Genomic DNA, 20,621 nt, shown 5'->3' with positions numbered 1-20,621 from the left:
TACTCAGGTACTCTTTCTGTCCTGTGCCTGTATGGTCAATAGTAATAGTTCCTGTCGGGGTTCCCTGAATCTGCCCAAACAATGACGTAGAAGTTGACATTGTCCGTTGTGCAGACAACTGTTGCGTCTTTGTTATCAGGATGGTTGTACACAACAACCAGATAAGTATTTGGCTAACTTCATCAGCTGTTGATTTAGAATTTAATGGCTACCTCTTTGCTCATTTCTGCTTTCGATCTCCTTTCATCACGGCGGTAATTTTGTATTTATAAACATTGCCTGAGAACACTTCATTATCCGTCCATTGCTGGCTGCCGGCATCAGTAGTAGCATACAGGATAAAGGGAGTATCGTTCTTAGCGCGATAGATACGGTATTGTTTTACTTCCGGCTGATTATACTGCCAGCTCAACTCAATATGTTCTTTTCTGTATTGACAATACCTTTGAAGTTTTTTACGGCGCTGCGTTTACCTGTTTCAAACCAGATATCGCCATGATTTCCTTCGCGTGGTTGCCGGCGTCATCATACACGATCAGTTCATAGTAATAGGTATTTCCTAATATCAGTGCGGTATCGACATAGCGTTCACGTCCGGAAGCGGTATCCCAGACAGCCACTTCTTTACGGGAGCTATCTTTGGTATTGATACTGTGCAGTGCATACTTTACTACGTCTTTGCTCGAACTGTTAATCCATTCCAATACGATCGCATGCAGGCTGTCAGAACGATATGCGTTCGTGATCAGAGGGCGGGAAGGCGCGATGGTGTCTGGTCTTCTCAGCATGATGTATGGAGAGTATTCGGATGGATTGTAGTTCTTATCGACTGCAATGATTTTGTAAAATATGTGCTGTCAGTGTGTGTAAAGTCACCGTGTCTGTAAACTTTGCTCCCTGTAATATCTCGCGGGTTACTTCCACAAATTCTTCCTTGTTACTGTTGGCCCGGAATACACGATAACCACGCAGGTCTTTTTCTGTATTGGCAGTCCATTGCAGAGATACAATACCCATGGAGTCAATCTTACCCGCCAGTCCGACAGGTACTGCGGCGGTGTACTGTCTATCAGCTGGGCAAAGTAAGGAAAGGAATAGATGGCCTTCCCGCTCTTTGTAATCCCTTTGATACGGTAGTAATTCGCCGTTAGAGGTTTTTCATCCGTGAAAGTGATCGCGCTGCCTTTCAGTGTGCTTACGGGCGTAAAAGGACCACGGCTATTATCCGCACGGGTGATGATGAGTTGTGACAGCTGTTGGGATAACTTGCCCGGCAGGGTCCATTGCAGTGTGATCTTTTTATTATCCACTACAATGATGGTATCCATTACAGGGCGATCGGAGACGGCTGGCTCCCATTCCTTCGACGGTCTGAGAGTAGGGACCATATTCACCAAAAGGAGAAATCCCTTTTATACGAAGTATATCTGTTGTCATTATCGGGAGTGAATCCTGATAGTAAGAAAACCCATTCTTATCAGGAGATGTCGGAATAACCGGCAGTGCAGAAACGGGCTTAAAGTTCTTTCCATCTACCGCTCTTTCTATCACGTAGGCGGAGTACATGCTGCGTGCATAGGCAGTTACCCAGCCGAGTGTAGCGGAACTATCTGCACACACAATCGCCAGTTCCTGTGGTTTTGCGAGGATGAATGCCTCATCCGTAGACGTCACGATATAGGCGGTGTCTATGATAAGATTTTCCGGCTGACGGGCAGGTGCGATACGATAGGCATACCGCTCTCCTTTTTTCACGTCTGTATCTTCGAGGTATAATCCGGCGCTCTGTGCTGCTGTAACAGACAGGTCTGCATTCAGCAAAGCCATCCCCATACGCCAGTTATTAATATTCTGATTTTCCAGAAAAGCGCCGATGCTCCTTCAGGCGTTACCTTCTTTGCACCTTCGCCATAGATCAGTTCAGCCATGATGGCGATCCGATCATCTTTTTCGGACAATGCTTCCATCCTTTCCAGCAGATAGGGTTTTAAAGGCTGGCGGGTCAGCATAAGCGGTTTAGGGTGACTGACAAGGGTACCATTTTGTGAAATGGTAAAACGTTCAACAGTGTAGCCGTATTTGTTGCCAATCTCCCAGGCATATAACTGGAGGGAGACCAGCGCAAACGGATCATTCCTTCTTTGGGGGCGGCCAGACCTACAATCTTATGCACATTTTCCTGTGCAAAGGACTGGTCTATACCGCAGCAAAACAATATCACGGAACACAAAAGGGCCAATAGGATACGGTGCATTCGACTTATAGTTTATAATAGATACTCTTAGTGATTGTTGATGAAATCTGGTTGAGACCCGGTAAGCGATATTGTATCTCTACCGGATAATAAATGTTGCCATCGAGTTCGGGGAACATGCTATTCAGCAAGGTTGTCACCTTCGCAGATCCCTTTCCGTTCAGATGGAGACGGCTGGCTTTACCGATCAGGTCTATGAAATCTTCATGTGCGGTAAATGGTACGAAGTACATGAAGCGGCATGCACCCGGTTTCAGGGGAGCAACACCATCTGTGATGTGGTTACTTTCCAGTTGGTGGTAAACACCATCATTGTTGTACATCTGTACTGCTTCCAACGGAGGCACACCGCCTGTTGCAGCAGGATCACGGGATACTGTCATAGATGGATCAAAGGGATATCCGGTATACAAAAGAGGCAGTATCTTGTTCTGTAACCATGAGTTATCAGTACCGGCTTTGAGGTACAGCAATGATTTTGTATGCATTGCGCCATCTCCCTGTATATCGAAGCGGTCAAACTGTTCGTCTGTATTGAATCGCGTACCGATCACTGTTACCCAGCCGGTAGCCACATCCCAGATATCCTGTTTAGCCGTCACAGCACTCATCTTTCGCTAAAGGTGTTGTATTTGCTGGTGCGGAGACTATAGGCGATCACCTCTTTATCTGCTTTAGAATTGGCGTTGCCTTTCAGGGCTGTCTGCGTGATGGTAGTACTGTCTCCCAGATCACTTACACTGAGGTTTTCTTTCTTTGTTACGTTGTTGGCAGCGGTTTCACCGTCCAAAGATGATCGCACAATGTTATAGGTATACACCATCTCTTTGGACATACCATCCGGGATGTCGAAGTTCACCTGTGCCATTGACTCGTCGTAACTGACATTGGTATTGATCGCTTGTTGCTGGCCGGAAGTGAATTTAGCGGATACATTATAGTTCTTGCCCTGATCATCTGTTTTTCTGAAGAGTTTCGGCTGACCATATTTCAATTTGATATACCCTTTTTTATACTCGCCGGGCAGGAAGTTATACTGATTTCTTACCGGATAGGTGTATACCACATTATCCCATCCGATGGTGGTTGGTTCTTCACCTGTGGTGAAGGTAGCGGACCTCACTTCATAGTCGATGTTTTTACCATCGCTTTTCAGGGCTTCCCATGCTGCGCCATTGCGTTTTTCAAAATGTACTTTTGCAGATGCTGTCAGTGTGCTTAATCCGGGAAGGATATCGCGCTGTTGCAGATAAGCGGACATGCCATCCGGATTGACGATGAGTTGTCCGGTGATAGGTGTCTTATCATTCATCAGTTTCACTTCATCCAACTGCGCACGGTAGGTAGCTACCTGATCGTATTCGTTCATCATGTCAAATGGCCGTTGGATAGCGATATTAAAGGCTACCTGCGGAGAAGAGAATACGCTTACTTCTGTACCCTGATCATCCGGTTTGATTTCGCTGATGACTTCTATGTTGATTTCTTTTGCACCTACGATATCACATTCGGAACCCAGTTCTACTTTGACGTTGGCATTTCCTTTTACCATACCACCCAGCACAGAATATTTCACGCCCACTGTTCCTCTGAACCATGATGGGTTAGGCCCTTTCGCCTGTAAGAGTACGGCGGCAGTTAATTTGGCAATAGAGAATCCTTTCTTTCTGCCGAATACTTTCACTCTGATACCTACATCTCCTTTCAGGTAAGCATAGGCTTGTCCGGCTGCATACCATCCGTTGAAACCGATCACGCTGTTGCTTCCTGCACATTTTGCGTCGCCATAGTTACGCAACAGGATATCTGAACCTGCACCAACGGCGAATTCGCCATAGACACCATAATCAAATGAAAAACCTGTTTTAAAATGCGCACCGAAACCAAACCCTCTACCAGTGCTCATGGTATTTTCCATGGCCATGAAGTTGGTATTGATATCGTCGAATACTTCGTTGACTTCGGATGGTAGCGGCGGCATATCTTCCACCCTTGAGCCCATCATGAAGTAACTTTTTACTTCTGCGAGTCCTGCGATAGAAAGACCAAACATCTGGGAAGGACGTCCGATATAGAAATACCAGTCATCTGGTCCGACATGTAATGCGGCTTCTCCTACGAGGCCCCTTTCATTCACCCCTTTCAGCACACCCATGATGTTGATATAGGTTTTCATATTGGCATCGAAAGTACTGTTCACATTATCGTAACGCATTTTGAACTGTACCCATGCCGGTGCTGAGTCATCTTCTTTTGCTTCGTTCTTGCTTTTCGCCTTCAGGGCTTCATGCATGACATAACCCGCACCGTCGAACTGCGCATATCTGAAACCTCCGTTGGTACCAAACTGTACTTCCAGTGCCACGTTCACATTGACTACCATTTCTGTGGCCAGCGCCAGAGATACACCACCCATAAAGCCAAGACCAGCATCTTTGGAGGGTACATACTGGAAGATCTCGTTGACGTCTTTCATACCGCCTTTCTTATCGATCGCATTCCTTGAATCGTATGGATCGAAGTTGGAAGGACGTTCCATGTGATAAGACATTCCTCCCATCATACCCGTGATCTGCAAGACGGGCGGTACAGGTATACTGACACCAATATAGGCATCCACATGCCAGTAGCGGTAGTTGTCTTTCGAACCGAAATAGGCGGTTGCCTTTGCTTTTGGAATCGGGCCCGGTATGGAGAAGTCAAGCATACCTCTAAAGCCGTTACCATATACCGGATGCTGATCAAAGAGGGTGATGATACCGTGCATCTGGAAGGCCATAACTTTTACTGTCAGATCGATATCGCTGACCGTTACTTTGTCCAGTTTCCAGTGGGTATCTATTTTCTCAATGGCCACATTATTCACCATAATGGTGGATTTCTCTTCTTCCTGTGCAGCGGTGACAACGAATCCGGCGCTACCGCTGAAGCCTTTATCTTCGGAGTTCATGAAGTTCAGTTTCACTGTGGCACCTACGGCCACTTTTCCTTCTGAAATCCCCAGACTGAGGTCATCAAACCCGATCGGGAAGCCGCTCATCTTTGAACCACCATCTGTGGCGATGTCAAATGTGCCGCTATGTACATAAGGTTTTTGTGTAGATAAGGTAAGATCTTCGAAGGAGATCCCTTTTACACTGAGTACGCTTTTATTGAGGTCCACCTTACCCGTCAGTGTTGCTTTAGGGATAAAGTCTTTGTCTGTTTTGGTTACTTCAATGCGGCAATCCTTATTTAACGTGATGTCGCCGGCGAAGAAGGAATATGTTTTATCAGCGGTAGTCTGTAAAGCGAAGGAGTAATATGTGTCGTTGCCACGCATACTGATGCTGGCATCATACTTCAAAGGATCATCACCGAGGAAACCGATCTTTAGTTGTCCGCCGAGAGCACCACCATTCAATTTATTCTTACTAAAACTTACACCTACTTTTTCTATCGACAGTGGCCATCCACCGGCGCTGGCATCTCCCAATTTTACAATATTTTCTGCGTTGACGGCTCCACTTACGCCCTGATCGTCTATGATAAAGTTGGTTACATTTACTTTCGGTCTTCCTTGTTTTGAAGCCATCTGTTGAGGTAATCCTACTTCGAGTTCCTGCAGGTAGAATCCTCTCCACAACAGAGGGCTGGAAGGATCTTCCAGCATATCCGGCGTCACGTTCAAGCCACCCGGATTTGCCACATCACTCATGTCTATTACGGCATGTCTTACTTTAAAACTGAAGTCGTTCAAACCACTGATCCGGAATGCGGGGATATCGATATCCGCCATGATATTGCTGAGATCTTTGGCGTTGACGTTCAGGGCGGCTTTTACCTTGTCTTCACCCGGATTGTCGGGTTGTATCCAGCCTTTATCGAATTCGAACATACCGGCGAGGTTTGCTGATCTGAAACCGTTACAGTCCCATTCCACGAAGTTGCTGCCATTACCGGGGAAGGTCAGTTCAACATGTTCGTTGATATGCACTTCCTGATCATTGAGCAGCATGAGTTTAGTAGAAGTGCCCGCACCGATACCTCCCGGAGTGAAAGCAATATTCTTTCCACCGAAGATCAGTTCGCGGTCAGTACCGGGGAAGGTAAAACGGAAATAAGCGCTCAGAAAGGCGCCTTGTGGTGTCATACGTACGCTATCGATAGCGATCACATAGACTTTACCATTGATCTCACGGACAAGGCCAACCGGCAGGGTTCCGAGGGATTCATTGGTCAGGAAGCTGATAAACTTGTTGTTTTCTTTGATCTTATTAAATACGCCGGTCGCATAATCTTTTATTGCGGGTTTTGCGGTATCCGCAGAGGGCAAAGAAGTTTTCGGGTCTGCTGCACTACTAAGGCCGGGCTTCAATAAGAACAGTAAAAAACAAAACACTGCCATTCGCAGTGAGGCTACAGGGTTGTGGTTCATAGGTTTCGGTCAACAGGGATAGGGTCCTTGATATTAAATATTATACAAATTTAATAAAATATCACTCATTGTGTATTTTTTACATACATTTTTCTTAAGCGCTTCTAAGTCAGGGGAAATGAGTTATTGATATACAGATCAGGCGAATCAGATAGGTATATAATATGCAGATGAGCTGGAGATGAGGTGGACTTGATGTGGAGATGAGTCAGCTAATTGTAAGACAAATAAGACAGTATATAATAACTTAAATTATGATAGCTGAGCGGTATAAGGAGATAAAAATAAGACCTTTTACCGGAGTGAACAACACAATTATTAAGCCCGGTAAAAGGTCCGTTGGTAGTTATTCCATGGTTGATTCATGGATCATATGATTGATCTTTTTCTGTGTCTTGCGGAGGTGGCGGTTGGCTACACGACGAGCGTCATCTGCGGTGGCTTCTGCTCCGTCCAGCAGACGTTGCATACCATTCCGGCTACGTGTAAGATAAAGAATTACTCCGGCTGCTGCTACGCCGACAATGGAAGCGGCGATCATTGCTTTTTTCATGGCTAAAATTTTTTGGTCCGCAATGGTTAATACAAGAGTTATACCAATTGATGCCAGATTTTATATTTTTGCCGGCACAATCGAAATCAAATATGCCCGAAACCACAACCACACCTGTCTACAGCATTCCGTTAAAGTACCGGAAAATGGAAAATCTGCACATTGTTTTCTGGTTGCTGAAAGATATAGGCTGGTGCCTGATCTGGAAGCCACTGGGCATTGCGATGATATTTCCTACGCTGATCATTGCGCTTGTCATAGCATACCGTACACGACAATTTATGTCCGAGCTGTGCCATAACCTCGCTATTGCGGTATGGATTACTGCCAACTCTTATTGGATGATCAGTGAATTCCTGCATTTTGATGCGGAGATTATTACGGGAACTATTACTTATAAACATCTTGCGCTGATCCCTTTCATTACGGGTGTGCTTATACTGGCGTACTACTATTGCTGGTATAAACCCAAGCATCCGGAGGAGCTGGAAACAATGTAATTTTATCGGTCCCACCACATACGGTATAACCAATCGTCTGTCCCTCCCATTCTGTTTAGCGCGTCCTGATAATGGATCGTATTGCTGAATGCTTCTGTAGCGGGATAGAAGAGTCTGCGTGGCAATATACCGTTTGTCTGAGACTCACTGCCTTTGTCAGTAATCGGCGCCAGCACCGGGTAACCACTGCGGCGCTGATTGGCATATGCTTCGAATCCGTTAGGAAATAAGGCGACCCATTTCTGCATATTGATCTGTTCTATTTCTTTTCCCGGCGTCAATACGTGTGCGTTGATAAAGGCATTGATATCTTCTTCCGGTATATAACTGATCTCCGGATATAATTTCAACTGATCGATAGCTGACCTGATACCCTGCTGATACCATTGGTTAGCTGTTGCGGGTATCCACCCTCTTACCGCGGCTTCTGCCAGCAGGAAGCAGACTTCGGCGTAGCCCATGTGCAGAAAGGGTGCGCGTAACTGATAGAAAGGTTGGTTAAGGAAACAATACTTATTCGCAGCAGGAATGATTACTCCCTCCGGACTGACATACCGTACTTCGTCATCCCAATAATACATACCCGGGGCTATAGACAGATAATGCGTGATACCGGTAATATCGTTTCCATCCGCATCCCGGTTGGTAAAGAAAGTGGGCAGCCGCGGATCATTTTCAGCTTTCAGGTAATTCACAAAAGTACTGCAGCCTTTTGCCCACTGGTAGACCCTGTCTTCCTGTAATGCCTGTGCATAGCTGTTACCTCTCAGATCAGGATAGGCATAATCATCATGCAGCATACGGAACTGGTCCATCTCATCCTGCATCACTCCGGCGGCATAGGCAGCCTGCACCTGTGTTTTTGCCATGGCTTCATTGACTTTCGTCAGCCGCATTGCGAGACGTAAACGTAAAGAAGCGGCGAGGCGTTTCCACTTTATGATATCGCCTCCATACAGAATATCGTTATAGATCGGTTCCTGTGAGGTATCAAATTGTGCTGCTGATTCGGTTAATTCTTTGAAGAAGTCTGCATAGATATCAGCCTGTCTGTCATAAGCCGGTGTATAGTTTTTTCCATACCATGCCATGCCGGCTTCTGAATAAGGGATGTCTCCGTAGGTATCTGTCAGCAAAGCGCATACATACACCTTCAGGATACGTGCTGCAGCCCGGTAGTTCACCACTTTAGGATTGTCTTTATGACGTGCCAGCAGGTCTGCCAGTTGCTTGATACTCTTCCCGTAAAGGTTTTCCCACATGCAGTTATTATAAAATTCATTCCGGATATACTTCCCTCCCGCACTCATACCGGGTGCACCACTCAGGTACTGCACCATTGGCTGAAACAGGTAAAGATTGGGGTATCCCATTTCTCTGCCACCATCCATAAAATAAGCCGCAGCAGTCAGCTGATCGCCGGGCGGAATACTGTCTGACTTACGCGGGTCAGTATTGATCCTGTCAAAACCTGCTGTGCAGGATGACAGCAAAAAGAGGAGCAGATATATATTCCATCCATACCGTTTCATCAACATTTACTTAAAATTTGACATACAGTTTCATCCCGTAGGATCTTCGCGTTGGCAGAGAACCGTATTCCAGTCCCTGTGCGGTTGTATTGTTATAACTTGATTCAGGGTCAATATTGGGTACTGCCTTGTATAGTGTCAGCAGGTTACGTCCGGTCAGGGAAATAGTAGCTTCCCGGAACAGGGAGGAGAAACGGGGCAGCTGATAATCGAGATGCATTTCGCGTAGTTTGATAAAGGAGGCGTTATAGACAAAGGCTTCAGGGATATTGTCGGATACACGCGTCCAGTAGGTTTGCGGATTGACATAGGCCTGCACTTCATTCCCGGTACCGGCTTGTACACCGCTGACCAGCAATCCGCCGACAGGCGTCCACTCTTCCGGTCTTTTACCTGCACTGACACGTTCCTGTTCAGAACGGGTCCATTCTTCTCTACCTACCAGTGTACCTTTTTGCTTCCCGTTACCATATGCGAGGAGATTGGTCATGGAGTAGATATCACCACCATACCTGATGTCAATGAGGATGGTCAGACTAAGCTGCTTATAGACCACTTTATTGGTAATACTGCCGGTCCAGTCATATTGGTTATTCCCCAGCCACGCATCTGTGGTGGTATACTTCGGCAGGTTATTGGCATCGAGTATCATCCTGCCCTGTGCATCCCGCAGGAAACGCCGGCCGCTGATCATCCCATAAGCTTCTCCTTTTTTTGCTACGACAGATGCATTTCCCCAACGGCTGACGGCCATTGTATAATAGGGTGAAACCAGCGTATTCAGGGAACGTATACGATTACAATTGCTAGAAAAAATAAAGCGGGTATCCCAATGTAACTGCTGACGGATTAACGGAACGACTGTTAACCCGAGTTCTATACCCTGATTACGAATATCGCCTGAATTGATGACGGCACTGGTATACCCACTGGAAGTAGATACAGGTGCGTTCAATACCTGATCGAGGGTATTGGAGTGGTACCATGTAGCGTCCAGACTGATACGGTCATTGAAGAAAGCCAGATCCAGTCCGGCTTCATATCCTTTACTGATGCCGGGACGCAGATCTTCGAAGGGGACATTATCCACAGCTACCCCACCGATGGAATATCCTTTGATATTGGGGATATCGGGATTGTAGCTATAACTTAAACGCAGCTGGTAAGGCTGGGCGGCATCTGTACCGGTCTGGGCGACGGAGACACGTAGTTTACCAAAAGATAGCATGCCTTTATCTTTCAGCAGTTCACTGAATTGAAATGCGGCGGATGCGGAAGGGTAAAAATAAGCGTTGTGGTCAGCAGGCAATGTGGATGACCAGTCCTTACGGCCGGTCAGCGAGAGGTACAGCAATTTTCTGTAATCTATATCCAAAGAGGCGTACATGGCATTGATCCTTTTTCTGAGGATCATTTCATTGCGCATCCGTGTATTGAAATTCTCAATTCCTCTTTCTCCTCTTATGCTCATTTCTCTTCCGGTGGTATTACGTACCCGCTCCTGATAGTCCATGCGGGTAGCGCCCATATTCAGTGTAATGCCCCAGCGGTTTAACTGGCGGTTGTAACTTAACAGGAGGTCTGTATTACTTTCCCAAAGTCTTCTGTCTTTGAGGGAGATGGCGCCCAGAGGATTGACCGGTGTGGAGTAATTCATCATCTCATAGAAAGAAAAATCGGAGTAATCCATACCTGAACGGACGTGTGCCGTCAGGTCGGGAGTGATTTTATATTTCAGTTGCAGGAAACCATTCAGGCGGTTCTGCGTACTGCTGTTGGGTTGCTCATAGATGGCCCAATAAGGATTCACCTGATAGGTGTTGTTATTCCAGTTGATATAGTTACCCGTGACAGGATCTTTATACTGTTTTAACCAGTTCAGATCAATATTGGGTGCGATGCCGGTTAATACATAGCCGACGTTGTTAGGGTTATCGGATAGGGCCGGGCGGTTCTGCACCTGCTCATTTAACCACGCCACACGCGTATCCAGTTCCACACGAGGACTGAAGGCGGTGGTCATTCTGGCAGAGAGATTATGTCTTTGCAGACCGCTTTGCGGTAATATATCCTGTGTGCCGGTGTTGGTATAAGAGAAACGTAGTTGTGTATGTTCATTTCCAGTTGCGGCGGCGAGGGTATTGATCCGTGTATACCCGCCACGGAAAAAGCCGGCTGTGGAATGACGCGCCTTCACGTAGGGCGCCTTTTGTCCGTTCCAAAGCCACACCAGACTATCCCGGTGGAGTTTTGGCCCCCAGCTGTATTGCGATACCCATCTGGCTTCCGTAGCGCTGACGGGCAGTATGCCATCGCGACCGCTGCCATAGGTATCCTGAAAATCGTATTGATGGTTGACCTGTTCCAGCAATATATTCGACGTAAAGTCCATTTCCAGCCCTTTGCGGACACCTTTACGGGTTGTAATGAGAATCACTCCATTTGCAGCCCTACTCCCGTATAAAGCAGCGGATGCCCCTCCTTTGAGCACGGAGATCGTCTCTACATCATCCGGGTTGATAATGGCTGTTCCATCCCCGAGGTCATAACCACCGTATCTTTCTGCCTGTCCGGGAGAGGAATTATTAACGGGGATGCCGTCCATTACCAGTAGCGGTTGATTATTACCGCCTAAGAGACGCATACCTCTGAGTGTGAGTTTTGTGGAGCCGCCCATACCGCTGTTTACCGGACTTACTTCCAGTCCGGCCACTTTACCGCTGAGGGTATTCATAGGGTGTATATCCCGGGCGGCGGTCATGTCTTCGCCTTTTATCTCCGCGTAGGCATATCCGAGGGTATATTTAGGCCGGTTGATGCCCAATGCTGTTACCACGACCGTGTTCATCTGCATAATACGGGCAGGCTGTAATGTGTCGGCTGTCAGAGCAGGCTGTTTTTTGAAGCGGATGATGATCTGGTGACCGATGGTCCTGATATCATATTTTGCGGGAGGAAAGATGCGTTCGAGGATTGTCTGTACGGTGATGTCTTTTTCATTGATGGTGACAGCTGTACGTCCTTCCAGTATTTCGTTGGGATAAGCGAAGGAGTTACCGGTTTGCTGACTGATCCACTTCATGAAGGTAATGAGCGGCATGTTTTTCACCCGCACATCCAGACGTTGTTGCAGTAGTACAGACTGTTGTGCTGTTCCTGTCAGGAATACACATATTGAACAGGTGATGAAACCTAAAGTGGCCAGGATCCTCATGTGGGTTAAAGGAGCTCAATTATTCATCTAAAACGGTCGCCAGGATTTCCATAGCTTGTTCGGCCGGCGTATTATGCAGGTGTAAGGTAATACGTTTATGTTTTAGATTTTCAGGTATTTTTAGTGCAGGTATTTTGTAGTAGTCTGCGATGACTGCTGCTACGTGTGCAGCTTCTTCATTTTCGAATGATAAATCAGCTGTCGCCCATACACACTGATTACTGTAATCGCCCTGTGCGTGCAGGATTCCACCTTTATCACCATCTACCGTTCCTTTGTTTCCGTTACCACTGCTGAGCACCACCTGCTGCCCATTTTTCTGCAGACTTATTTTACCTTCAAACACGATTACTTCTGTTCTATTCTGTTCTATTCGTACGTTAAAAGCGGTACCTAATACACGCACAATTGCATCTCCTGCCTGTACAAGAAATGTATGTTCTGCTGCTTTCGTCACATCGAAGTAAGCTTCGCCTGATAAGAGTATAACGCTACGGTCAGAAAAGGGTTGTTTATATTTCAGAGAAGTACCCGGTTTGAGATACACGCGTGAACCGTCGGGTAGTGTGAGACTATCCCGATCAGAGATATGGGCTGTATAGGTTGTCCAGTGGAGCGCAGTTGACTGCCACCACCAGATACCTGCGCCCGACAGCAACAGCAGCACGGCGGCCGCTACCGCCTTCCATGGGAAGAGACGCTTTATGGGCTTACTCCCTGCTGTTGTCAGCGGGAGCTCCTTCCAGCTTTCTTCCTTGTCAAATGATACGGGAGGGACGCCTGCGGCAGCTTCCCAAAGCTGCTTCAGTTCTGCATACAGCGTGCGGTTATCTTCCGATTCCTGCAACCACTGGTTTAATGCAGCCTGTTTGTCCCGATTACCGGCATCTGTCAGACAATCAATGACAAATTCAGTTACGTCCTTGTTGTTCATCACTTATACATATTACGACAATTCAACGCCGTGTTACTTTGATGCTACTCTAATTTTTTTCCATTCAGCAAATGTGTACGCAGGTGTTTCAGAGCAACTGCCAGCTGGAAATACACTGTATTGAGTGCGATCCCCAGCTTTTCTGCTATCTCGGCGGGCTCCAGTCCGTCGAAACGGCTGAGCAAAAAGATCTCCCGGCAACGTGGCGCCAGTGTCTGTACCAGCCGCATGACCTCTTTTTGCAACAAAAGATGGTCGGTAAGGTCATGCATAGAAGCACTATCTGCCTGCCATTGCAGGGCTTCTTCACTGACATGACGGGCCCTGCGCTTCAATTCATTGATACTTCTGTTAGTGACTGCACGATACAGGTAATGCCGTACATTTCCGGTAATAGTGATCTCCGGTCCTTTTTCCCACAGATGGGTAAAAAGACCCTGTACGACTTCCTTTGCCAGGTCATGATCTTTGACCCAGCGATAAGCCAGCAGGTACAGTTCTTCGCTGTATGCATTGTAAATATTCCGGAATACGTCGGCATTACGGCTACGGAGTGCCTCAGTAGCTTCATCAGCAGAGATATGGTATCCGTCGTGCGTCATCAGTCATTTTGAATGGCGCACAAAGTATTATTTTTTTAAATAACTGAGCCGGAAAATAAAAGGGGATTGCTGATGTGTTTCAGAGATCCTATCCTTTAAGCAGTGAAAGATCCACATAATTATCCTTCAAATCCACACCGGAAAGACGCAGTTTCATCGCCTCCTGCAGCAGGTAACAGATCTTCGCGGAAGCAGGGATGTACTGTAATCCGTCCTGACGGATATTAGAGATGCAATTACGCCCTTCGTCGGTATTACCCGGACGGGGATTAAAGGTGATATAGGCGCCCATGCTATCGGCGGCACTCAGTCCGGGACGCTCTCCTATGAGTACAAGGGTCATCTTTGCTTCCAGCAGACTACCTATTTCATCTCCGATAGCTACTCTTGCCTGTTCTGCCAGACAAACCGGTGCCATAGACAGACCGGCTGTTTTCAGCATTGGCAGCAGATGATTCAGTAAAGGGGCGGTATGTATATTCATGGCCGTAGCGGATAATCCGTCGGCAATGATGATGGCAACATCTTTCTGTCTGAAGGCATCTGGTTGTGCCTTCAGCATGTCAATACTCTGTGTATCCAGACGGCGTCCTTTATCCGGCCGTTGCAGGTATTCATAACGGTCAGCAGCACTGCTGTGCAAAGCTAATACGGGCAAAAGAAATGCATGGAGTTCTTCCAGCAGGAGATTCGTATCCAGTTTTGAATAAACAGCATCCCGGGCATGCGCATGTGCCAGTCTGAAAGATAATACTTCTTTCAGGGGAATGGCCGTTCCCGTTCTTCCCAATGCAATACGCGCTGTGGTGAACGCTTTCAGTGAAGACCACGGATCTTCCTGTACGGTGTTCCTGTGTTGTATATTACTCATTCTGCCTGATAACTTAATAAGTGATGTGTTTTCCCTACCTGTTGCAACTGTCCCTGTGCGTTGGTAATACCTTGTCGTTGCAGCCACGCATCAAATTCCGGCGCTGCTTTCAGTCCTAAGACCTTCCGTACATACAAGGCATCGTGAAAAGAAGTAGATTGATAATTCAGCATAATATCATCTGCACCGGGTACCCCCATAATAAAATTACAACCTGCCACCCCTAACAATGTCAACAGATTATCCATATCATCCTGATCAGCTTCGGCGTGATTGGTATAACAGATATCCACTCCCATGGGCAATCCCATCAACTTCCCGCAGCAATGATCTTCCAGAGCTGCACGGATGATCTGTTTACCATCGAAAAGATATTCTGGTCCGATGAAGCCCACTACTGTATTTACAAGTAAAGGAGAGAACTGCCGGGCGACTGCATAGGACCTTACTTCGCAGGTCTGCTGATCTACACCGGCGTGTGCATTGGCAGATAAGGCACTCCCCTGTCCTGTTTCAAAGTACATGACGTTATTGCCGATTGTACCACGTTTCAGGGATAGTGCGGCTTCGTGTGCTTCTTTCAACATATTCAGATGAATACCAAAACTGCTGTTTGTTTTTTCTGTACCACCAATCGACTGAAAGACCAGATCCACCGGTGCCTGCTGCATGATCTGCATGGCGGTGGTCACATGACAGAGGATACAGGACTGTGTAGGAATATCGAATTGTTGTCTTAACTGATCGAGCATCCGCAGTAATTGTATGACTGCCTGCGGACTGTCTGTAGCCGGGTTAATACCGATTACCGCATCACCGCTGCCATATAGTAATCCGTCGATGATACTGGCCGCAATCCCTTTTGGGTCATCGGTATTATGGTTGGGCTGCAGGCGTACAGAGAGATGTCCTTTTAAGCCGATGGTATTCCGGAAGCGGGTCACCACTTCACATTTCTGCGCCACACTGATCAGGTCCTGATTACGCATCAGTTTAGAGACAGCCGCCACCATTTCTGGTGTCAGTCCGCGTGACAATTGCTGCAATGTGCTGGTATCAGCGGCATCACTTAACAGCCAGTCACGCAGTTCTCCTACCGTAAAATGACTAACAGGCGCAAAAGCTGTCTGATCATGTGTGTCGATGATCAGGCGGGTGATCTCATCTTCTTCATAAGGGATGATGGCTTCCTGTAAAAAGGTCTTTAGCGGCACATCAGCCAGCGTCATTTGCGCAGCGACTCTTTCTTCGTAGGTATCAGCGGCAAGACCTGCCAGTGCATCTCCTGAACGGAAAGGCGTGGCCTTTGCCAGCAGCGTGCGCAGATCGGCAAACTGATATCGTTTATGCTGTATGGTATGTTGATATGACACAACTATCTTTTTTCTTTTATGCTATTACATTCTCCTGTTCCGGCGTTGTTACTTTATGTTTACCGGTTGCTACAAACACACCGAGTGCTATCAGCATGCCTGCAAAGAACAGGATACCGAGTTGCCAGTTATAGTATACAATGGCAATCAGTGATACGATAGACAATACTAAAGCGATGCCCGGAAACCACGGATAGAAAGGTGCTTTAAAAGGGCGTTCGAGCGCCGGCTCTTTCTTCCTTAAAATAAACAGGCTGATCATACTCAGGATATACATCACGACTGCCCCCATAACGGAGAGGATCACCAGCTGATCAGTCTTACCGAAATAAAGGGCGACCACACCCAGTAATCCACCGACGATCAGGGCTACATAAGGTACCTGTCTTTCAGGACTGAGCACCGCCAGTACTGGTGGCAGATAACCACCCCTTGCCAGTGCGAACAGCTGTCGCGAATAACTGATGATGATGCCATTAAAAGAGGCAATCAGTCCGAAGAGACCAATACCCGCAAATATTTTAGTGATGCCATTTTGTTTACCGAGTACGACACCTATTGCTTCCGGCAATGGATAGTCAATGGTGGATAGGCGTCGCCAGTCGGTAATGCCACCGGTGAGCACCATCACACCGACAGCCAGTATTGCCAGTGTGAGCATAGCAGAGATATATCCTTTAGGAATATTGGCACCCGGATCTTTTACTTCTTCGGCTACCATGGCAATTCCTTCTATACAAACGTACAGCCACATTGCGAAAGGTAATGCGGCGAATACACCCATCCATCCGGCAGGCATTGCATCATGCAGGAAATTGGCGGTACTGAATGAAGGGGCTACAATCCCCATGTATATGAGTAACTCTACCACAGCCAATAAGGTAATGATCAGGGAGAACAAGGCAGACTCTTTAATACCCAGCAGGTTCACGGCGGTCAGTATGACATAGAAGGCGATACCGCAACCGAGTACAGGCAAAGCAGGATGCAGAAAGTGCAGGTAATTGCCGAGGGCAAAAGCGATGGCTGGTGTGGCCAGCAGGAACTCTACGGCGGTGGCATATCCGGCTATGAGTCCGCCGAAAGGGCCCATCGCCCTGTGCGTATAAGTAAAGGGACCACCGGCCTGCGGAATAGACGTGGTCAGCTCTGTGAAGCTGAAGATAAACGTGATATACAATACGGTAATGATAACAGTTGCTATCAGAAAACCGAGCGTACCTGCTACATCCCAGCCATAATTCCATCCGAAATATTCACCGGAGATGACCAGTCCGACGCCGATGGCCCATAAGTGTATGGGTTTGATTACTTTCTTTAAAACAGTTTCCTGAGCAGACATATAAATACGGGATTGCTGGCAATGCGGGGCATTACCACTGGTTGATATAATCTATTCCCGTTTCCCTTCGTGAAGTGCTGTCAAGATACGCAAAAAGATCACATTTCCATCTGCAGGGAAGCATTGCGGCTACCGGCAAATTTGAATCTGTATTCTGTAGGCGTCAGACCGACTTCTTTTCTGAATACTTTACGGAAAGCTTTGATATCGTTATAGCCACAGTCGAGCATTACAGCGAGAATGCTGTTACCTGTCTGTTCCAGCATTTTCTTGGCCGCTTCTATACGCGTCTTTTGCAGGTATTCGATCGGCGTGATACCGGTGGCCTGTTTAAAACGTCTTACGAAGTTGCGTCGGCTGGCAGGAATATTTTCCATAAACGACTCCACATTACGTGCTTCACGAAACTGTGCTTCCATGCGCTGTTGTACTTCTGTGATCAGTGGATCTGCGTGTTTTTTATCGGGCAGGAACATACCAAAATAAGATTGTGTATCACGGTCCATATCGATAGCAAACAGTTTAGCGGCTTTTACCGCCATGTCCTGTCCGCAGTATTTTTCTACGAGATATAACAACAGGTGAAAAGTACTGGTGGCGCCGCCGCTGGTGTAAATACCGGAGGCTGCTGTCAGCACTTTATCAGGTTGCAATAACACGTCGGGGAAATGCCCTGCAAACGCGGGACAGGCATTCATATGCGTGGTGGCTGGTTTACCATCCAGCAGACCGGTAGCGGCCAGGAGGAATGCGCCGGTACAAAAGCTGGCTATTTCGGCGCCGGCATGGTGTTGCTGACGGATCCACGGGATGAATGTATTATTGGCTGTAATCGCTGTATCCACATCACCCGCGATAAAAGCAGGAATCAGCACAACGTCTGCTTTCACCGCATCTTTCAGGGCTACCGTACTATAGCGGCCGTAATGTGGTAAGATATCTACGCCTTCCTGATCGGGCAGGACGAGCTGTACATTGAAACAAGTTGGCTGCTGGCTGGCGGTATACATCGAGTTGACTGATTCAAACACATCAAGAATCGCGGCCGTACTGATCAGCCGGTGATTGTAAGTGAGCAACAATGCCAGATTCGTCATAACGTAATTACAGGTTTTAAAACAAGTACCTGTTAAGTTACAACATTTGTCCCAAATACCCCCTACAGCGCCGTTTTTAAGATGTTCAAGAAAAGATTTTAGTTCCGTATCTTACAGCAAGTAATCCACGAAATCAATGGAAAAGAAAAAAGCAGGTACTATTTTATGGCATGACCTTACTGTTCCCGATGCAGGTGTTGTCAGCGACTTTTATCGTCAGGTGATCGGATGGGAAAAATCCCCGCTCAGTATGGGAGAATATGATGACTACGTCATGCAGGCGCCCGGCGCCGGAGAAGGTGATCATACGATGACTACCACCGGTGTTTGTCATGCGAAAGGCCCCAATAGTTCCATCCCGCCACAATGGATGATCTACGTTGCCGTTGATGACCTTGAAAAGAGCATGGAGCAGTGTACCCTGCACGGCGGAAAGGTGATCGGCGAAAAACGCAGTATGGGAAAGGAAGCTGTCTATTGTCTGATACAGGACCCGGCCGGCGCACATATGATGCTGTACCAGCAGCTGTAAGCGTACTGAATACACGTTTAAACAAGTAAATATCTCCATTACAGCCTGTCACGTGAGCATTCCGTGACAGGGCAATCTTATATTACAACACGTTCCACGTCAACTATGAATACCCTTCCCTATTATATACTTCTACATGACCGCAATGTATTCCGCAATAGCCGAATTCAAATCCCTCGAAACATGAAGAAAACCGTCAATTCCCTCCTCCTTTGCATGACTATGGCAGCGATGGCCACCTTATTATTTATGTGCAAAAAACAGGACCAGCAGAGCAATGCGCCATTGCTCAACCGAAACCTGACAGCTGCAGCCGGTGTAGCACCCGCTGTATTTGTTCATCCGGGTGTGTTGAATACACAGGCCAGTCTGGACCTCATCGGTTCGCAGGCCAACGGCAATGAAGCCGTCCGTTCTGCTGCTTACCAGAAAGTACTGGATTTCGTAAATGGTAATGCGTTGCCTACAAAATTCTGGGAGACCGTTACCGTCGGATCCAACGGCGCAACGACGGAATCCAAAAGCCAGATCAGAAAAGACGCCGTACTCGCATATGCACTGGCACTCCGCTGGGCAAAAACCGGTACTGCCACCTATGCACAACAGTGTATTGCGATTTTAAATGGCTGGTCTTACACTTTTAAACAGTATGCGCTGATGGATGGCGCCAACCAGTACCAGCCTTCTCTGGAAGCGTCCTGGACTACCCCCAGTTTTGTGGCTGCGGCAGAAATCATACGCTACTACAAAGCCTTCGGACAGTCGGCCGGCTGGTCAGACGCAGACATTAATCAGTTCAATAATTACCTGAATCTGGTAAAGAACAATTACATCAACAACACACCGGCGTATAACAACAACTGGAATGCTTCCGCCGGTTATGCAAAAATGGCCATCGGTATTTTCCTGAACAGCGCCACGGTGTATCAGAATGGCTATAATATCATCGCCCAGCACCTGCCTATTATTATCAAGGCAGATGGAACCATTCCTGAGTATTGTGACAGAAATGACTGCGTGCATTTCCAGTATTCACTGACTGCATTTTCCTTTGCCGCACAACTGGCAAAAATGCAGGGAGATAATTCCCTCTGGACGTTCAATTCCAACTTACTGAGCAAAGGATATGACTACATGAGAGCGGCTTACAATCAAACGACTTCCTGCAACAAATGCTCTGCTTCCAGTCCGGTATTTCCGGGTACGGAGGTCGCATATGCCTATTACAAGACAGCTAACCTGCAATATCTCCGGGAACTGCAGGACCCTTTAGGCGTGCCTAATGATAAAACGTTCCTGGGTTTTACCTCCTACACGCATTTTAACGTGCCGGGCCTCTGATAACACACTATAAAAATCATCATCAGGCTATTAGCGGATAAAAAGAACGCTCCGGGGAT

At 47.2% G+C, this 20,621-nt stretch carries 19 protein-coding genes; 3 read left to right on the top strand and 16 right to left on the bottom strand.

The window, feature by feature from the left end; genetic code table 11:
• Window positions 1–220: 220 nt before the first annotated feature.
• From FEF09_RS26695 to FEF09_RS26655, 8 genes are all read right to left on the bottom strand, one after another.
• Window positions 221–412 (bottom strand): hypothetical protein, encoded by a 192-nt coding sequence (locus FEF09_RS26695; protein WP_146307930.1) that lies wholly within the window; start codon window positions 410–412, stop codon window positions 221–223.
• Window positions 413–455: 43 nt separating this feature from the next.
• Entirely contained in the window at window positions 456–788 is a 333-nt protein-coding gene (locus tag FEF09_RS26690; protein ID WP_146307929.1) for a hypothetical protein, read from the bottom strand.
• A 126-nt stretch (window positions 789–914) separates the two neighbouring features.
• Entirely contained in the window at window positions 915–1,328 is a 414-nt protein-coding gene (locus FEF09_RS26685) for a hypothetical protein (protein ID WP_146307928.1), read from the bottom strand.
• Window positions 1,303–1,833 (bottom strand): hypothetical protein, encoded by a 531-nt coding sequence (locus tag FEF09_RS26680; RefSeq protein WP_146307927.1) that lies wholly within the window; start codon window positions 1,831–1,833, stop codon window positions 1,303–1,305. Before FEF09_RS26680 ends, FEF09_RS26685 begins: the two co-directional genes overlap by 26 nt.
• Window positions 1,815–2,009: a hypothetical protein gene (locus tag FEF09_RS26675; protein ID WP_146307926.1), complete on the bottom strand. Its 195-nt coding sequence runs from the start codon at window positions 2,007–2,009 to the stop codon at window positions 1,815–1,817. Before FEF09_RS26675 ends, FEF09_RS26680 begins: the two co-directional genes overlap by 19 nt.
• A gap of 250 nt (window positions 2,010–2,259) precedes the next feature.
• Complete coding sequence (locus FEF09_RS26670; RefSeq protein WP_186774549.1) at window positions 2,260–2,865, bottom strand: hypothetical protein; 606 nt, start codon at window positions 2,863–2,865, stop codon at window positions 2,260–2,262.
• Window positions 2,862–6,611, bottom strand: coding sequence for a hypothetical protein (locus FEF09_RS26660; RefSeq protein ID WP_146307924.1), 3,750 nt, complete (start codon window positions 6,609–6,611; stop codon window positions 2,862–2,864). Before FEF09_RS26660 ends, FEF09_RS26670 begins: the two co-directional genes overlap by 4 nt.
• Before the next feature lie 406 nt (window positions 6,612–7,017).
• Window positions 7,018–7,224, bottom strand: coding sequence for a hypothetical protein (locus FEF09_RS26655; RefSeq protein WP_146307923.1), 207 nt, complete (start codon window positions 7,222–7,224; stop codon window positions 7,018–7,020).
• Between the two features lie 92 nt (window positions 7,225–7,316).
• On the opposite strand from FEF09_RS26655, the gene FEF09_RS26650 reads away from it, so the two are divergent.
• Window positions 7,317–7,724, top strand: a complete 408-nt coding sequence (locus tag FEF09_RS26650) for a hypothetical protein (protein WP_261387805.1) — start codon at window positions 7,317–7,319, stop codon at window positions 7,722–7,724.
• Window positions 7,725–7,726: 2 nt separating this feature from the next.
• Here FEF09_RS26650 and FEF09_RS26645 read toward each other — a convergent pair whose 3' ends face one another.
• From FEF09_RS26645 to FEF09_RS26610, 8 genes are all read right to left on the bottom strand, one after another.
• Window positions 7,727–9,256: a SusD/RagB family nutrient-binding outer membrane lipoprotein gene (locus FEF09_RS26645; RefSeq protein ID WP_186774548.1), complete on the bottom strand. Its 1,530-nt coding sequence runs from the start codon at window positions 9,254–9,256 to the stop codon at window positions 7,727–7,729.
• 10 nt (window positions 9,257–9,266) lie between these two features.
• Window positions 9,267–12,470, bottom strand: coding sequence for a SusC/RagA family TonB-linked outer membrane protein (locus tag FEF09_RS26640; RefSeq protein WP_146307921.1), 3,204 nt, complete (start codon window positions 12,468–12,470; stop codon window positions 9,267–9,269).
• A 19-nt stretch (window positions 12,471–12,489) separates the two neighbouring features.
• Window positions 12,490–13,404 (bottom strand): FecR family protein, encoded by a 915-nt coding sequence (locus tag FEF09_RS26635; RefSeq protein WP_146307920.1) that lies wholly within the window; start codon window positions 13,402–13,404, stop codon window positions 12,490–12,492.
• 44 nt (window positions 13,405–13,448) lie between these two features.
• Window positions 13,449–14,006: an RNA polymerase sigma-70 factor gene (locus tag FEF09_RS26630; protein ID WP_146307919.1), complete on the bottom strand. Its 558-nt coding sequence runs from the start codon at window positions 14,004–14,006 to the stop codon at window positions 13,449–13,451.
• 88 nt (window positions 14,007–14,094) lie between these two features.
• Window positions 14,095–14,877 (bottom strand): ethanolamine ammonia-lyase subunit EutC, encoded by a 783-nt coding sequence (gene eutC, locus FEF09_RS26625; RefSeq protein ID WP_146307918.1) that lies wholly within the window; start codon window positions 14,875–14,877, stop codon window positions 14,095–14,097.
• The gene (locus FEF09_RS26620) at window positions 14,874–16,250 is read right to left on the bottom strand and encodes an ethanolamine ammonia-lyase subunit EutB (RefSeq protein ID WP_146307917.1); all 1,377 of its coding nucleotides are present in this window, start codon (window positions 16,248–16,250) and stop codon (window positions 14,874–14,876) included. The genes eutC and FEF09_RS26620 overlap by 4 nt, the downstream gene beginning before the upstream one ends.
• A 16-nt stretch (window positions 16,251–16,266) precedes the next feature.
• Window positions 16,267–17,592 (bottom strand): ethanolamine permease, encoded by a 1,326-nt coding sequence (eat, locus tag FEF09_RS26615; RefSeq protein ID WP_146307916.1) that lies wholly within the window; start codon window positions 17,590–17,592, stop codon window positions 16,267–16,269.
• A gap of 98 nt (window positions 17,593–17,690) precedes the next feature.
• Entirely contained in the window at window positions 17,691–18,689 is a 999-nt protein-coding gene (locus FEF09_RS26610) for a GlxA family transcriptional regulator (RefSeq protein ID WP_146307915.1), read from the bottom strand.
• 136 nt (window positions 18,690–18,825) lie between these two features.
• Between FEF09_RS26610 and FEF09_RS26605 the strand changes: the two genes are divergently transcribed.
• Window positions 18,826–19,221, top strand: a complete 396-nt coding sequence (locus tag FEF09_RS26605) for a VOC family protein (RefSeq protein ID WP_146307914.1) — start codon at window positions 18,826–18,828, stop codon at window positions 19,219–19,221.
• 183 nt (window positions 19,222–19,404) lie between these two features.
• On the top strand, window positions 19,405–20,562 hold the full coding sequence (locus FEF09_RS26600) for an alginate lyase family protein (protein WP_146307913.1): 1,158 nt from the start codon (window positions 19,405–19,407) through the stop codon (window positions 20,560–20,562).
• The last annotated feature ends 59 nt before the right edge of the window (window positions 20,563–20,621 follow it).

This window comes from Chitinophaga pinensis (assembly GCF_007896845.1).
GTDB lineage: Bacteria > Bacteroidota > Bacteroidia > Chitinophagales > Chitinophagaceae > Chitinophaga > Chitinophaga pinensis_C.
The sequence above is the reverse complement of the archived record's forward strand: the minus strand, read 5'-3'. Positions and strand labels throughout refer to the sequence as shown.